This is a genomic window from Limnothrix redekei LRLZ20PSL1 (assembly GCF_043235035.1).
GTDB lineage: Bacteria > Cyanobacteriota > Cyanobacteriia > CACIAM-69d > CACIAM-69d > CACIAM-69d.
This window is the reverse complement of record NZ_JAZAQF010000078.1, coordinates 74,115-89,037: the sequence shown is the minus strand read 5'-3', so window position 1 is coordinate 89,037 and position 14,923 is coordinate 74,115. Positions and strand designations below refer to the sequence as shown.

13 protein-coding genes are annotated in these 14,923 nt (G+C 56.6%); 4 read left to right on the top strand and 9 right to left on the bottom strand.

Annotation, left to right across the window (positions count from 1 at the left end; all coding sequences use genetic code 11):
• Window positions 1-4: 4 nt before the first annotated feature.
• The 8 genes from argH to pgl all read right to left on the bottom strand — a co-directional run bounded on the left by argH (window position 5) and on the right by pgl (window position 9,190).
• Window positions 5-1,420, bottom strand: a complete 1,416-nt coding sequence (gene argH, locus VPK24_RS13095) for an argininosuccinate lyase (protein WP_393013977.1) — start codon at window positions 1,418-1,420, stop codon at window positions 5-7.
• 135 nt (window positions 1,421-1,555) lie between these two features.
• The gene (locus tag VPK24_RS13090; RefSeq protein ID WP_370567123.1) at window positions 1,556-1,735 is read right to left on the bottom strand and encodes a hypothetical protein; all 180 of its coding nucleotides are present in this window, start codon (window positions 1,733-1,735) and stop codon (window positions 1,556-1,558) included.
• Between the two features lie 403 nt (window positions 1,736-2,138).
• Window positions 2,139-3,647: a PP2C family protein-serine/threonine phosphatase gene (locus VPK24_RS13085; protein ID WP_393013975.1), complete on the bottom strand. Its 1,509-nt coding sequence runs from the start codon at window positions 3,645-3,647 to the stop codon at window positions 2,139-2,141.
• A 194-nt stretch (window positions 3,648-3,841) separates the two neighbouring features.
• On the bottom strand, window positions 3,842-5,575 hold the full coding sequence (gene ftsY / locus VPK24_RS13080; RefSeq protein ID WP_393013973.1) for a signal recognition particle-docking protein FtsY: 1,734 nt from the start codon (window positions 5,573-5,575) through the stop codon (window positions 3,842-3,844).
• Window positions 5,576-5,650: 75 nt separating this feature from the next.
• Window positions 5,651-6,289, bottom strand: coding sequence for a transcription antitermination factor NusB (gene nusB, locus VPK24_RS13075; protein WP_393014198.1), 639 nt, complete (start codon window positions 6,287-6,289; stop codon window positions 5,651-5,653).
• A gap of 606 nt (window positions 6,290-6,895) precedes the next feature.
• Window positions 6,896-7,273 carry a single-stranded DNA-binding protein gene (locus VPK24_RS13070; RefSeq protein WP_099532498.1) on the bottom strand — a complete coding sequence of 126 codons (378 nt, stop codon included), beginning with the start codon at window positions 7,271-7,273 and terminating at the stop codon, window positions 6,896-6,898.
• A gap of 143 nt (window positions 7,274-7,416) precedes the next feature.
• Window positions 7,417-8,163, bottom strand: a complete 747-nt coding sequence (locus tag VPK24_RS13065; RefSeq protein ID WP_393013971.1) for an FHA domain-containing protein — start codon at window positions 8,161-8,163, stop codon at window positions 7,417-7,419.
• Window positions 8,164-8,308: 145 nt separating this feature from the next.
• Window positions 8,309-9,190, bottom strand: a complete 882-nt coding sequence (gene pgl / locus VPK24_RS13060) for a 6-phosphogluconolactonase (RefSeq protein WP_393013970.1) — start codon at window positions 9,188-9,190, stop codon at window positions 8,309-8,311.
• A gap of 419 nt (window positions 9,191-9,609) precedes the next feature.
• Here pgl and VPK24_RS13055 point away from each other — a divergent pair, with 419 nt between their 5' ends.
• The 3 genes from VPK24_RS13055 (at window position 9,610) to VPK24_RS13045 (ending at window position 12,573) form a co-directional block, all read left to right on the top strand.
• On the top strand, window positions 9,610-10,422 hold the full coding sequence (locus tag VPK24_RS13055) for an HpsJ family protein (RefSeq protein WP_393013968.1): 813 nt from the start codon (window positions 9,610-9,612) through the stop codon (window positions 10,420-10,422).
• A gap of 160 nt (window positions 10,423-10,582) precedes the next feature.
• On the top strand, window positions 10,583-11,356 hold the full coding sequence (locus VPK24_RS13050) for an HpsJ family protein (protein WP_393013966.1): 774 nt from the start codon (window positions 10,583-10,585) through the stop codon (window positions 11,354-11,356).
• Window positions 11,357-11,697: 341 nt separating this feature from the next.
• Window positions 11,698-12,573, top strand: coding sequence for a glycosyltransferase family 2 protein (locus VPK24_RS13045; protein WP_393014196.1), 876 nt, complete (start codon window positions 11,698-11,700; stop codon window positions 12,571-12,573).
• A 104-nt stretch (window positions 12,574-12,677) separates the two neighbouring features.
• On the opposite strand, the gene VPK24_RS13040 is transcribed toward VPK24_RS13045, so the two are convergent.
• Window positions 12,678-12,803, bottom strand: coding sequence for a hypothetical protein (locus VPK24_RS13040; protein ID WP_393013964.1), 126 nt, complete (start codon window positions 12,801-12,803; stop codon window positions 12,678-12,680).
• A gap of 82 nt (window positions 12,804-12,885) precedes the next feature.
• On the opposite strand from VPK24_RS13040, the gene VPK24_RS13035 reads away from it, so the two are divergent.
• A complete protein-coding gene (locus tag VPK24_RS13035; RefSeq protein ID WP_393014194.1) occupies window positions 12,886-14,850 on the top strand; it encodes a DICT sensory domain-containing protein in 1,965 nt (654 codons plus the stop codon).
• Window positions 14,851-14,923: the final 73 nt, after the last annotated feature.

Genomic DNA, 14,923 nt, shown 5'->3' with positions numbered 1-14,923 from the left:
TTGATTAACCCTGTTGAGCAGCGATCGCGGTCTGATGTCGATCGCGCGCGGCAGCCAGAGCCTCTCGCACCTGCGCAAACCCCGTTCCCCCAAAGCTATTGCGGGCGGCAATCACCTGCTGAGGCGCGATCGCCCCATAGATATCAGCCTCAAACGCCGGGTGCAGCGCCTGCCATTCTTCGAGGGTCAGATCCTTCAGCAGCTTGCCCGCCTCCAAACAGGTGCGCACCACCTTGCCCACCAGGTTGTAAGCTTCCCGGAAGGGCACACCCTTTGCGGCCAAGTAATCGGCCACGTCCGTCGCATTCGAGAAATCTTCGCTGACGGCCGCTTCCAGCCGAGCCGTGCGGAAGCTCAATCCTTCGGAGAACAGAATGGTCATGGCTTCCAAACAACCTTGAACCGTCTTCACCGTGTCAAAGAGCGCTTCTTTATCCTCTTGCAGGTCTTTGTTGTAGGCCAGGGGCAAGCCCTTCATCAGCACCAACAGGGCCTGGAGATGGCCGAACACGCGCCCGGTTTTGCCGCGCACCAACTCCGGCACGTCAGGGTTTTTCTTTTGGGGCATGATGCTGGAACCGGTGGAGCAGGTGTCGCCTAGTTTCACAAACCCAAATTCCTCAGAACACCAGAGGATCACTTCCTCGGAGAGGCGCGACAGGTGAACCATGATCAGGCTGGCGGCGCAGAGAAACTCCACGGCAAAGTCCCGATCGCTCACCCCATCAAGGCTGTTGGCGTAGGGGCGATCGAACCCCAGCAGTTGGGCTGTGTAGTGGCGGTCGATCGGGAACGTTGTGCCCGCCAGGGCCCCGCTTCCCAAGGGGCAAAGATTGGTGCGGCGGCGAATTTCGCCCAACCGTTCCCAGTCGCGAGCCGTCATTTCCACATAGGCCAGCAGGTGATGGGCGAGGCTCACCGGTTGGGCCCGTTGCAGATGGGTATAGCCCGGAATCGGCGTTTCCACATAGGTTTCCGCCAAAGTCAGCAGGGCCCCTTGAAAGTCCAACAATTGCTGGCGAATTTGGTCAATTTGGTTTCGCAAATACAGGCGCGTATCGGTTCCCACCTGATCATTGCGCGATCGAGCCGTGTGCAACTTTTTGCCCGCATCGCCAATCAGTTCCGTGAGCCGCCGCTCCACCGCAAAGTGGACATCCTCCGCTTCCACACCCGGGTTGAACTGACCGGCACGATACTCCTGGCGAATTTGCTCTAAACCCGCCACAATCTGCTCGGCTTCCTCGGGGGCAATAATCCCCTGGTGACCCAACATCCGGGCATGGGCCTGGGAACCGGTTAAGTCATATTCAATTAGTTCAATATCAAACCCGATACTGGCATTAAAACGGGCGATCGCCGGATGCAACGCGCTTTCAAAACGTTGACTCCAGGTTTGGGTTTGGCTGGAATTGCTCATGGTGGGCAAAGGATCGACCGCCGCTCACGACAGTCAAAAGTGGCAATCAGGAACGGCAATCAGTATCCCATGCCAACGTTAAGGAAATGTGCTTATGGCGACGACAATCCCAAGCTTGCTGCCCGCCGTCGAAGCTTAGCCGTAGGTGGTGGCTTGGCGAATGATGTATCCCAACACCAGACCGATCAACAGGGCCCAAATTTGCCCCGTTTGCACAAAATGAGACCAAAATCGCTGGATTTGACCCATGAAATCGGGAGTTTCAAACTGAGCTGCAAAGAGCGTGGGATGGGCTAGGCTGGGGCCGCCGGCCATTGCCCCCTGGGCCAAGCTGCCCAACAGGAACACCACTAAGCAGCCAATCACAGCCCAAAGCAAGGTACTGACCCAGCTCGATCGTCGATCGAACCGCAGCCAGCGCCGTCGCCCAGTGGAATTAACGGGCGGTTGGGAAGACGTTTCATAATCCATGGGATGACGCATGATCAGTACCTCTGCGACAACGATCCTTCAGGGCACCCCCCTCGGGTTGAGTGATTCCACAGTAACCAGTTTGCGAGAAAATTCAACCGATTTGGTCAATCGTCAGGAGTTCTGGCCGGGGAGCCTGACCTGCAAATCCAGTGGGCAATCTGCCTGGGACATACTCGCTGCTCTTCAGCAAACGCTGCTCTTCAGCAAAGTTGATTAATTCTCCAAAATACTCTTGAATCTTGCCTCAGGCTAGCTGCATGGCGGTCGATCGCGGTAAATCTGGCAGTTGCGGCTCTTGGGTAATGCGCAGAACAATGCCGGTCATGTCGTCGGAATTACGATTTTCGGAACCGATGAACTCCTGCACCCGATCAAACAAGTGATTCAGAATTCCTTGGGCGTTGTCGTAGTTGTGGCAAGCCCAATAAAACCCATCCCGCAGGCGATCTTCCTCAAACCGTTGGCCACGGGGATCAGCCGCATCGGTGAAGCCATCGGTGAAAAACATGATCGTGTCGCCCGGATAAAGCTGAATTTGGGCATCGTTGAATTCACTGTTGGCATCTAGACCAATCAACATGCCTTCCGTGTCCAGAGCCACGATTTGATCCGATCGCGATTGCCAAAGCAGCGGTGGGTTATGGGCCGCGTTGCTGTAGGACAGAATCCGCGTTTTCGGGTCATATTCCGAATAAAACAGGGTGACGAACCGGTGGGAATTTTCCAAGTCCGCATACATCACCCGGTTCAGATGGTGCAAAATTCGTGCGGGGGAATGGCCGTTCAACACCTCAGCCCGCAACATGCCCCGGGTCATGGTCATGATCAGGCCAGCGGGCACGCCTTTGCCCATCACATCCCCGATCGCGATGCTCCAGGGGGTGGTTTCCGTGCCGCCGAGTTTTGTTTGGGCGTTGCGGCTCAGGCTGGGGGAGCCATTGCGACAAACGGGGATGAAGTCGTAATAATCGCCACCCACCCGATCGGCCGTTTCGCAACGGGCCGCCAGATCAACACCTTGGATTTTGGGATATTGGCGCGGCAGCAACCGCAGTTGAATTTCGGCCCCAATTTCCAATTCCCGATCGAGCCGTTCCTTTTTCCGCAGCTCAACGGTTAAGTCGGCATTGTCGATCGCCACGGCCGTTTGATCCGCCACCAATCGCACCAGTTTTTGGCGCTTGGAAGTCCAGGCAAAATCCGGCGCACAACAGAAGGCATAGAGCCGGCCACGCTCCACTTCATTTACCAAAATGGATGCCCCAAAGACCCGCACGCCGGTTCCCAAGGAATCGGCCACGGTTTGATCTAACAGGGCGATCGCGCCGGGATCAAATTCCACCTTGTGATCCTTGGTGGCATTGGCCGTCAGCACCCCTGTCACCTTGCGCGTGGCCAACTCCAGGGCCCGTCGAATGGGCCGCACCTGACAGCGGTGATCCCCTAACTCCTGACAGTGCAACTGTTCTAGGCGCACTTGCCCATTGGGCCGAAACAGCACCAAGGCCCCGCCGTCCGCATCGGCTACTCGAGTGGCAATCAGGGGAATCAGCTCCAGAAACTGATTCAGATTTTTGAAGCTTCGGAGGGCAAACCCCAGCGAGCTGAGCAGGTCTTGGACTTTGTATTGTTCGCGGTTGAGACGGGCAACCAGTTCTTTCAGGGCAAAGACAGGGGTATTGTCGCCCGCCGCTAACAGATCAGCCGGGTCAGGAGGTTGCGATGAGGTGTGAGGGGCAGGGGCAGCGGACATTTCAAGGATCGATGAGCGATCGTGCCAGAGCGCCCAGTTTTGAGTTAGCTATGGTAGCGCCAAATCACTGGACTGCCAACAAAACAACAGAATTCAGGGAGGGCTTGTCAGTAGGACTGTTCGATCGGGTGTTGGGTTTTGTTGGTCAATCCCACCCCCCGATTGCCACGGACTAACCGTTGACTAACCATCGCCTAACCGTTGAGCAGCGCCTCCACAAATTCGTAGCTAGAGAAGGGGCGCAGCGCTTCAATGCTTTCCCCCGCACCAATGAACCGAATGGGGAGATTGAGCTGCTGGGCGATCGCCAGGGCAATCCCCCCCTTAGCGGTGCTGTCAAGTTTAGTGAGGACTACGCCGCTCAGTTTAGCGGCTTCTGCAAAGACCTTAGCTTGCTGGAGGCCGTTTTGTCCTTGGGTGGCATCCAAAACCAACAGCGACTCCACAATCGCGCCGGGGGCCTGCTTGTCGATGATCCGGCGGATTTTGGCCAGCTCATCCATCAGGTTCTTTTTGTTTTGCAGACGGCCAGCGGTGTCCACCAACAGCAATTCCGTTTCGCGGGCAGTCGCGGCGGTAATCGCATCGAAAACCACGGCGGCGGGGTCGGTGTTTTTGCCGGGGTTAGCGATCGTTTCCACACCGGCCCGATCGCCCCAAACTTTCACCTGCTCCACGGCGGCGGCCCGAAAGGTGTCCCCCGCTGCAATCAAACAGCGGTAACCGGACTTGCTGCCCAGGCGGGCCAACTTCCCGATCGTGGTGGTTTTGCCTGCCCCATTCACACCCACAATCAGCCAAATGTTCAGCTTGCCTTTTTCGGGAGCCAATAGGGGCAAAGTATCTGCGCCCGCCTCGCGGATGGGGCGATCGAGCAAATCCCGCAAGATCTGTTTCAGATAGGCGATCGCCGCTTCGGGGGGCAGGGCTTCTTCGCGCACCTTGTCTTGCAAAGCGCCAATGATCGCATCCGTGGCTTCCACGCCCGCATCGGCCTGGAGCAGCAGGGCTTCGATTTCCTCAACCGCATCCGCATTCAGCGGCCCCTGACCAACCAAGGACTTAAGCTGATTCACCAGGCCGCGGCGGGTTTTGTCTAGCCCTTGGCGCAAACGGGTGAGCCACTCAATTTCCTCGGCGGAAATATCTTCCGGGCGACGACCCTGGGCCGCCAAAATTTCCGCCGACCACAGGAAGTTTTCATCAAAAACGATCGCCCCCGGTGGCAGGGCTGCCGGTTCCGCTTCGGCCACAGGTTCCGGCTCCGGTTCCGGTTCCACAATTGCCTCGGCCTTGACCCGTTCCAGCCGTTCCACGCGATCGGCCTCGGCCCGCTCCAGCAAGGAAGCCGACTCCGGAAGGGTGGGGCTAGCTGCCGCGATCGGCTCCGTTGACTCAACGGGTTCCGGTTCCGGCTCTGGGGTAACTGGCGGTTGCTGAAGGTTTTGGTAAGCCGCTTTGGCCCACTGCAACAACTCATCCGCATTGGAAGGAGCCGTTATCACTGGTTCCGGCTCTGGGGCGGGTTCCGGCTCTTCAGCCACCAACACCGGAGCCGGAACCGATCGCCGCACCGGTTGCGCCCGTGACCGCTCCCGTGTTGATTCTGGCTCGGTTGGTTCTGGTAATTCTGGTTCGGTTACTTCTGGCTCTGGGGCGATCGACTCTGGCTCCGGTTCTGGCTCCGGTTCCAAAGCAGCGATCGGTTCCGGTTCCGGCTCCGGAATCAACTCCACCGTCAGCGTCTCAACCGCGACCGGTTCCGGTTCGGCCTGAGGCTCAGGGTCGGGTTCCGCTTCCCCTTCTGGGGCCGTGGGGGTCGTTTCCGGGGCTGTTTCCGTGGGCTGCGCATCCGTGGGCTTGTCGGAGTCAAACTCAACGTAAAACTTCTCTTGGGAAAACTGACGTTGGAACCAGTTAAAAACCATCGATCGCGACCTTAGCAGTGACAGGAAGGCAAAGGAGCCAGGAAACAAAAAGTTAAAGACAGAGTAGCGCGGCCCCTAGGCACGGGTGGCCTTCATTTGGTCGATCGCCCGGCGCAACACACCGTTAATGAATCGGTAGCTGTCGGCCTCACTGTAGCGCTTGGCCAGCTCCACTGCTTCGTTAACCGCCACTTGCGGTGGCGTTTTCAGATAACAAATTTCCGCGATCGCCATGCGCAAAATATCCCGATCGATCCGTGCCAATCGGCTTAATTGCCAATCCACCATGCTGTCCGTCAAGGTTTGGTCAATCTCCGCTTGGTAGCGAGCCACCTTTGTCACCAAATCCAGAGCGTAATCTTGTACGTTCAGTTGTCCCGCCGCTTGCAGCATCTCTGGCAGTTCAACAGCCATGCCCAAGCGATTGATTGCAGATTGAGTGAACTCGATCGCCTCCTTCACCATGGCCACCGATCGCTGAGCATCGCTGGCCCGAATTTCCTCCCGCAACAGTTCCGTTTTGAGCAAACGCTCATTGCCCCGTTGCAATTCTGCGCTGGCCATCTCCAGGGTTTCCCGCACCTCAGTCATCAGGGTACGCACGGCCGCTTGCAACAGATCTTTTAGATCGCGGTCTTGGAGTTTTTCAGGTTTATTGGGGAGCTGGCTAATGCTGAGGAGAGCCAGTTCACGGGCAATTCGGCGAGCTTGCATGGGGTTGAAGGGAAAATGCAGGGTGAAAGAAGCGCGATCGCCCAGGATAGCGCTCTTTGCCGCACAGCGATCCGTCACGCGGCCAGCACCATCAAGGGCGGCTAATTGCTCTCAAGTGTTGCACCGGTCGGAACCGCCGACAAGGTACGGAACTCACCCACCAAGCAATCGCGCGCCCTAACGGGTTTTAGCGTTGTTCCGATCACTGGTTTCGAGCGCTGGTTTCGAGCGCTGGTTTCGATCGCCTGTTCAGGGGCCGCTGGCAACGTCTTTTGCAATGTCAAATTTTGCGATGTCAAACCCAAGGCCAGCAGCCCTCAGGAAAGGGAGCCGAAACCACATCATCAAATCGCCTTCAACCTTGATGTTCTGATTGGGCGATCGTCAGGAGCAAGGGGCTTAAACCCCTTGTCTTTTTTGACTGTTGGAATTAGTAAAGGATCGATTTTGGATAGTCAGGTTTGAAGTTTCAAAAAGCCTTCTTAATTAGAAGTCGCAGCGCCGAATTGCATGTTAACCAACCGCTGCTTATGGCTAATGCTTCAGATCAATCCCAAACCAATTGCAGATCAATTCCCCATTAATTTGCAGAAACTAATTTGCAGATCAAAATTCGTCATAATCGCTATAGCCGCCGCCATTGCCGCCCCCTTCACTGGCATCCCGCTTGGAACCCAAAAGCTGCAAATCGCGCACTACCACCACGGGACTAGTCCGCTGGGCCCCAGACTGGCGATCGGTCCAGGTATCAATTTTTAGGCTGCCTTGCACTGCAATTTCCTTGCCTTTGCGCACATAGTTGGCGGCTACCTCAGCGGTTTTGCCCCAAATTTCCAAATTGAACCAATCGGGCCCATCATCGCGATTACGCGAAGGGCGGTTCACCGCCAGGGTCAAGCGACATTTCACCGATCCAGACTCGAAATAGCGCACGTCGGGATCACTGCCAGCGCGCCCCACCAGATTGACAACATTGATGCTCATGGTAACTACCGATTACAGCCATTTCATTCAAGCAATTTGCGGCAGCCAATTCAACTGAAGACTGATGAGTACCCAGCAAATACTCAGCAAATCCTAGGCAATTTGAAGGCCAACCGAGAAAGATTAAAAGATTAATCGCAGGCTTAACTGCCCAGTTGGAACCAAAACGACACCAGATCATGCTTGCCTAAGGCAATGCGATCGCCCGGCCGCAACCGATGCCGATTGCCCGGAGCCAGAAACAGACCATTCACATAAGTTCCATTAGCGCTGCCCGTATCCTCCAAGTAATGGGCATCGCCCTCCACTCGAATGTCCGCATGGATCCGAGACACCACTTCCGCGTGGGGAAATCCTGAAACATCAATGTCCGGCGGTACGCGATCGTTGGGTTTACCCAAATGGATGAGGCTGAGGTTCTCCGGCAACATCACAACCGCGCCGCTATGAACATGCACCAATCGGGCGATCGTCCGCTGCAATTGCGTCACGGCTCCCGGAATGGGCGCTGCTTCTGGGGTGGCTCCCACCAAGGCCGTAGGCGGTTCAGCGGGATCACCTAAAGACCCGATCGGCTCGATTTCGGGATTTACTGGAAACAGCGATGCCCCGATCGGCTGTGTGAGATCGGTGATCTCTTCATCGCTATCGGGGTGTGCTGGCGGCGCAGGCAAGGGAGGCGGGGCCGCAACGGGACTGGGGGCCGGCAAGGGCGCGATCGAGGGAGCCGCCTGAAGATTGTGACCACATTGCCCACAGAAGTTGGCATCACTCAGAACCGGCGCACCGCAACGGGGACAGCTTTGCAGGGTGGGAAGGGCCGTGAAGCAGGCTTCACAAGTTACTGCATCGTCTGGGTTTGCGTGATTGCAATTAGGACAATTAACCATGGAGCCGATCGCGCCTGGGCGCTTGCAAAGGAGCAGAGGAACCAAAATTCAGTCGTTCAGTCGTTCAGTCAATTTCGGACAAGTTCGGATAATTTCGGACTCCAGGCCGCCGGGCTTGACCGCTGATTAACCGATCAGCCAGCGCCTAGAACTCCAGTCGCTCTCCAGCCGATTGATCAAACAGCCACCACAGTTCCCCCAACACCGGGCGCACCAATCGAGCTGGATAGGTTTGGTCTAGCAAAGCCGCCAAGGTGGGATCGTCACAAGGTGCAAACACCTGGGCGATCGCGGGTTGCTTGCTTTCCCCCGAGACCAAGAAAATCGTACAGCTTGCCTGGTTCAACACCGGCACAGTCAGGGTAATGCGGGGATCGTCACCCCGATTGCCCACCGTCACCCACCGATCGCGCACGGCCAAGGCAGCGGTGTTGGGAAACAAGGAAGCCGTATGTCCATCATCTCCCAAACCCAGCAACACCAGATCCAGGCTGGGAAAGTCTTCCGCTAGCCCCCACTGGTCGCAAAACAGGGCCCGCAATTGAGCCTCATACCGCGCCGCATCCTCCGCTGGGCTGGCTCCGTCGGTGGGCATGGGCCAACAGTTGGCGGCGGGAATGGGCACCCGATCGAGCCAAGCCTCCCGGGCCATTCGCTGGTTACTGTCTGGGCTGGTGGGCGGCACATAGCGCTCATCTCCCCAAAAGATAAAGAGCTTTGACCAATCCAAATCCGCTTGAGCCAACTGCTCATAAAGTGGCTTAGGGGTGCTGCCGCCGGCCAGAGCCATGGTGCAACGGCCCGATCGCTTCAAGGCATGGTCAATTTGACTCAAAACCACTTCCACCGCTCGCTCAATTAGCTCAGGGCGATCGGGCCAAATTTCCACCGTTGGCAGTTGGGCCGGAAGCGATTCAGCAGGAAATGGGAATGATGGACTAGACGAATTCGCCGACTCCGATCGGGCATCGGCTCCGGAAGCCGCATCCGTTGCCCCACTGGCAGGATCTGGGAACGCTGAGGTCATGATCGAAAAATGCTAAAGACCCGGGCCGCCACCCGGCCCGGTCAACTCCCCTAGCCTAACCGATTGATCGGAAATTCAATAACAGCTAATCGAAAGACCCGCCCAAGATCTACCAAAATTAAGATCCATCAAAGTTCGAAGCCAAAATTGGGAGCCAAAATTGGAAGTGTAAAATTTCATCGAAATCAGCGGGCGATTATCCTAAGTTGCTGAAACAATAGGGCACGGGAAAAGCCATGAAACGCTGACTTCAAATTTTGACCACAAACATTGGCTGCAATTTTTGATCTCAATCGTGGCTCGCAACCCATTGCGATCGCGCGTTGGCCTGACGCAATGGTAGCCGGTTCGATCGCCTCCTGATTTGGCTGCCGGCTCTTGTAATCCCCTTCAGTAACAGCGCTTCCTAAGGACGCTCCATGACGACTAGTACACATTCCTCCCAGACTTCCGCCCCCATAGCGGCCGTCGTGCTGCAAATCGGGGGCGCAGTGGCGATCGCCCTTGGATTAATTGATTTTCTTGCCGTTGCCGTTCCATTCGATTTTGCCAACCGAGGCTGGGTGATTGACACCACCCGCCAATTGATCGATCGGGGCATCGTGCCAGCCATGGGGGTCAGCCTCCTGTTTTGGGGCTTCTGGATTGAAATCAAATCCGGTGTCAGCCGGTCTTGGCGTAGGGGTGTGGGTGTTGCGACCCTGGCATTTTCGGCGCTGATGGGACTGTTGTTTTTGGTGATGGCCCCCACGCACCTGCTGTCTGTGCGGGCCGAAGCCCAATCCACCCTCGCCGCCATTACCCGACAATCGCGGGAAGCCGAAAAACAAATTGATACGCCCGAATTTAAAAACAGTTTGCAGCGCCAGCAACAGGTTTTTCGGGAGCAGATGCAGTTTTTGCTGCAAGACGATGCTCGGTTTAATGAATTTATTAACAGCCCGCAGTTTGATGAACGCCAGAAGGAGTTCATGCGGCGGCTGAAGGCAAATCCGGCTGACTTGGAAACGGTGATTCGCCAGCGGGTGAATGATTTTCCCCTGCAATTGCTGGCCCGCATTCGATCGCGGCGGCAGGAGCTAGAAACCCGCGCCAGAACCACAGCCCTGCGGTTGGGTGTGCAAACAGGAACCAGCGGCATTGCCCTATCGGTGGCCTACCTGGCGATCGCCTGGTTAGGGCTGGGGGGATCGGGTGGTCGTTCTGCCCCGCGCCGCCGTCGATCGGCCTAAGTTCGCCTTCAGTTCGACCCAATATTTCGACTCAACATTTCGACCCAATATTTCGATGCGAATCTCAATCTTTTGACCCTTGTTTTGACCCTTTTTGGCCCTTCTTGACCCTTCCGATCCAGACGTTCTGAGCAACCCGAGAGTTTGAGAGTTTAAGACTATGACGAAAGCTGGTAAACGCCCCTCGCCCCCCTTGGCCGCCCTGATCGCCATTGTGGTTGGAACTGTGTTGGTCATTTCCTCGCTGCTGGACTATTTAATTCTGATCTTCCCGCCGGATTTGCAAAATCCTCAATGGTTGCTCAACACCATTTCTGAAATTGTGGGTCGCGGCATTGTGCCCATGGTTGGAATTTGCTTCCTGTTTGCGGGGCTGTGGATGAATTCCCGATCGGGCTTGCCCTCCGCCAAGAAAACATCGTTGATGAATCCTCGGCTTTGGGTTTTGATTTTGTCGAGCGCCTTGGGTGTGTTGTTCCTGGTGTTATCACCGATTTACATCAACGGCGTGAACAAGGCCAGCGCCAAGGAAGTGGAAAACATCGAAGCCCAAGCCAAGGCCGCCATGGATCAGCTAGGAGAACCGGCGGAGCAATTCCGCGATCGGCTCAAGACCCTGCTGCAAAATCCCCAAGAACTCGATCGGGTGATTAAGAGCGGTCAAGTGCCGCCGCAAGTGGTGCAACAACTGCAACAGGCGCGATCGAACCCGGCCGTTTTGGATTCTCAATTCAACCAATTCAAGCAAGAACGGCAACAGGAAATTGAAAAGCGGAAGACCGACCTCGTGCAGCGCACCAAAACCGGCTCCATGAAAACCACCCTCCGCACAGGTCTCAGCAGCCTGGTTTTGGGTGTCGGTTATTTGTTCATGAGCTGGATGGGCTACACGAAACGCGGCTCCCGCGCACGCCCGGCCAGCCGAGCCAGCTAGGGCAATCTTTTGACTGGCTTAACTGACCGGCTCAACCAACTGACTCGCCTCACTCATTGGATTCAGTTTGGATTCAGCTCAGGTTGATTTTGAATTGGAGAGAGTGGATTGGAGATTGATCGCGACTTGAACACCGCGATCAATCTTCCAAAAATGGCCAGCCTGATCATGATCCGCCCAACTTGCAGATGAAACCGACTTCGCCACGCCATAACAGGAAGCATCCTGATCGCAGTATTCGTTAGCGAATTACAACCATTGTTAGGGAAGTCATAACGGAATTAACGGTGCATCGACTCGATCGGCCGTCACCGCTCGATCGCCCACCGATTCAAATCACCATGTTTTCGATCTATATCCTCACCCACAACGAAGAAATCGATATTGCAGATTGCATCGAATCTGCATTGCTGTCCGACGACATCATTGTTGTTGACTCCCTCAGCACCGATCGCACTGTGGAAATCGTGCAAGACTACGCCCAGCGATCGCCCGTGCGGTTGGTGCAACACGCCTTTGAAAGCCACGGCAAACAGCGCACCTGGATGCTCGATCACATTCCCACGCGGCATGATTGGGTTTACATCCTGGAAGCCGACGAACGGATGACCCCTGAACTCTTTCAGGAATGTTGCCAAACCATCCAACGGGCCCACCATGAGGCCTACTACGTGGCTGAACGGGTGATGTTCATGGGGCAATGGATTCGCCGCAGCACCCAATATCCCCGCTACCAACTGCGACTTTTTCGGAAAGATGCCGTCCGGTTCGATGACTACGGCCACACGGAACGGGAGGTGGTGCAAGGAACCACGGGTTTTTTACAAGAAACCTATCCCCACTTCACTTGCAGCAAGGGCCTGAGCCGCTGGCTGGATAAGCACAACCGCTACTCCACCGATGAGGCCCAGGAAACCTTGGCCCAACTGACGCGGGGCAACGTGTCTTGGTGCGACTTATTTTTCGGTAAAACGGAGGTGGCAAGGCGGCGGGCCCTCAAGAATTTGTCCCTGCGGTTGCCCTGTCGCCCCCTGGTGCGATTTGTGTATATGTATTTTGTGCTGGGGGGCTGTTTGGATGGACGCGGGGGATTTGCCTGGTGTGTGCTCCAGAGCTTTTACGAGTACCTCATTGTGCTGAAGGCTTGGGAGATGCGCTATGGCACAACCACATCCCGATCGACCCCGCGCCTAGGCAAGAAATTACGCAAAAAATAGGGTTCTCCGCGGCCAGCCTGTGAGCAGTCGGCCTGTCAGCAGCCGATCGCCCAGCAGCAGACTCGGGGTTGATTGCCTGGATCAGCGCTGGACTGATGCCGGATTCAATTCCCGGCAAATTCCCAAAAATCACGAATCCAGCGCTCGGGCAATGGCAGAATGGTGAAACGGCGGTTGCGGCCCCCTTGCCCCTGCCCAAGTCCTAAAGCAATGCCTGAAACGGATCGCATGGAAGGCGCTCCTCCTGTGGGTTCTTCAATCAATCGTGCCCGCCGTTCCAGATCTTCGAAGCGGGCGGGTGGGCCTCAGCGGTTGGCTGGGGTCAAAACCGCGTCCATTCTGGATCTGTTGTTGGGCCAATTGCCGCAACTGCGCACCCAAAGCTATTTCAAAGCGTCCCTGACGGCCCTTTCCCACGCGATCGAGGATTTGGTGTTGGCGGGGCCAGGCGATCGCCCCTTAGTCATTGCCAGCTTTCAGCGAGAACGGTTCTATCGTCAGGAAGCCCGCCGCTACCATCGAATTTCGCACCAGAGCGATCGAGTCTATGTGCTCTCGGCCCCGGAGGCGGAGTTTCGCAGTGCTTCGGGGGAATACGAAACGGTGGCCTTTGAACCCACCGATGCGTTGGCCAACGAGTGGCACTTGGTGGTGTTGGGCGATCGGTATGCGGCCTGTTTGATCTGTGCAGAACGCCAGGGTGGTGAGTCTCAGGCCGATCGGGCCGGCAGCTTTGGCGCAGATGATCGGGTACGGCGGTTTGAGGGGGTCTGGACGTTCGATCGACAGGCCACCCAGATGGCCGCCAGCCTCTTGCTGGAGCGGATTCGCACCTACCGCCCCGAGCTGGGTGACAAGATCGATCGCACCTTGGCCGAGTTTTCCGAAGGTGGCGGCCCCACCCGCCCCGAAATTGACCCGGAACCCTTTGCCCATCGTCTCGTTACCTATCTGCAAGCGGGGCAATACAAGCTCCTGAAAGCCTACCGCTCCATTTCCACCCAAGAGCGCAAGGAGCGGTTGATTAACCTGATCACCTCGGCCATCCGCCAATCTTTGGATCCTTCAGAGGTGATGGGGGTGGCCGTGCGCCAATTGGGCCAAGCCCTCCGCTCCTGTCGCTGCATTGCGTACCGTTGCAAGGACGGAGATGCTACGGCCACGGTGCAGTATGAAATGCTGGGAGCCGCCGTGCCCTCCCTGTTGGGACAATCCTGGCCGCTGATCAGTCAGGACTGTTTTCAATCGGCCCTTCAGAACCACGGCGGGGTTTGCGTTCTGGATCTGAATGAGGAACCCCAACCGGGCTTGGTGCAGGCGATCGCGGAACAGTATGCGATCGCCTCCTGGTCGATCGTGCCCGTGTGCTATCGGGACAAACTGTTGGGGGCGATCGAGCTGCATCACTGCGGGAGTTTGCCGCGCCTTTGGTCTGCCGATGAAACGGGGTTGATGGATGCGGTTGCCACTCAGTTGGGTGCAGCCTTGATGCAGGCCCAAACCTACGCCGATCTCGAAGATCTCAATCAGCAACTGGAAGCGCTCGATCGCACCCGTAGCAACCTGATTGCGATCACCGGCCACGAACTGCGCACGCCCCTTTCCACCATCCAGGTTTGCCTGGAAAGCTTGGCCTCGGAACCGGATATGCCCCTGGAATTGCGCCAAGTGATGTTGGATACGGCCTTGGGCGATGCGGAGCGAATGCGCGTGCTGGTGCAGGATTTTCTCACCTTGTCTCACCTGGAAAGCGGGCGCGTTAATTGGAACCTGGAAGCCTTGCCGCTCACGGAATGTGTGGAACTGGCCCTCAGCAGCGTTCGGGCCCGCGTGCCCCGCGATCGATTGCCCCACATTGCCTCGCAAGTTTCTGAAGCGTTGCCCCCCGTGCGGGCCGATGGGGAATGGTTGGTGGAAGTGCTGTCCAAGCTGCTGGACAATGCCTGTAAGTTCACCCAACCCGAAGGAGCCGTGACCATTGAGGCGGGCCCCACCCCGGACGGGGCGATCGAGGTGGTGATCACGGACACGGGGCGCGGCATTGAACCCAACCGCCTGGAAACCGTGTTCGATCGGTTCTATCAAGAGGAAGGCTCCCTCCGGCGCACCGTGGGCGGAACCGGCCTGGGGCTGGCGATCTGTCGGCAAATTATCCTCGGTCTGGGCGGGCAAATTTGGGCCGAGTCAGACGGCAAAGATCGCGGCAGCCAATTCCACTTCACAATCCCGGTTTTTGAGGGCGATCGACCCAGTTCCCTCAGCGACTTGATCGGCTAAACTTTAGGACTCTTAAGTTCCAATAGATCCTAGAACTTAAGCAATATCATTTTAGATACTCAAGATTTTGAGC

What these genes read in the sequence shown, in the direction of transcription:
- argH (WP_393013977.1), bottom strand. Translation starts at nt 1,420, where the DNA reads ATGAGCAATTCCAGCCAAACCCAAACCTGGAGTCAACGTTTTGAAAGC.
- VPK24_RS13090 (WP_370567123.1), bottom strand. Translation starts at nt 1,735, where the DNA reads ATGGCCGGCGGCCCCAGCCTAGCCCATCCCACGCTCTTTGCAGCTCAG.
- VPK24_RS13085 (WP_393013975.1), bottom strand. Translation starts at nt 3,647, where the DNA reads ATGTCCGCTGCCCCTGCCCCTCACACCTCATCGCAACCTCCTGACCCG.
- ftsY (WP_393013973.1), bottom strand. Translation starts at nt 5,575, where the DNA reads ATGGTTTTTAACTGGTTCCAACGTCAGTTTTCCCAAGAGAAGTTTTAC.
- nusB (WP_393014198.1), bottom strand. Translation starts at nt 6,289, where the DNA reads ATGCAAGCTCGCCGAATTGCCCGTGAACTGGCTCTCCTCAGCATTAGC.
- VPK24_RS13070 (WP_099532498.1), bottom strand. Translation starts at nt 7,273, where the DNA reads ATGAGCATCAATGTTGTCAATCTGGTGGGGCGCGCTGGCAGTGATCCC.
- VPK24_RS13065 (WP_393013971.1), bottom strand. Translation starts at nt 8,163, where the DNA reads ATGGTTAATTGTCCTAATTGCAATCACGCAAACCCAGACGATGCAGTA.
- pgl (WP_393013970.1), bottom strand. Translation starts at nt 9,190, where the DNA reads ATGACCTCAGCGTTCCCAGATCCTGCCAGTGGGGCAACGGATGCGGCT.
- VPK24_RS13055 (WP_393013968.1), top strand. Translation starts at nt 9,610, where the DNA reads ATGACGACTAGTACACATTCCTCCCAGACTTCCGCCCCCATAGCGGCC.
- VPK24_RS13050 (WP_393013966.1), top strand. Translation starts at nt 10,583, where the DNA reads ATGACGAAAGCTGGTAAACGCCCCTCGCCCCCCTTGGCCGCCCTGATC.
- VPK24_RS13045 (WP_393014196.1), top strand. Translation starts at nt 11,698, where the DNA reads ATGTTTTCGATCTATATCCTCACCCACAACGAAGAAATCGATATTGCA.
- VPK24_RS13040 (WP_393013964.1), bottom strand. Translation starts at nt 12,803, where the DNA reads ATGCGATCCGTTTCAGGCATTGCTTTAGGACTTGGGCAGGGGCAAGGG.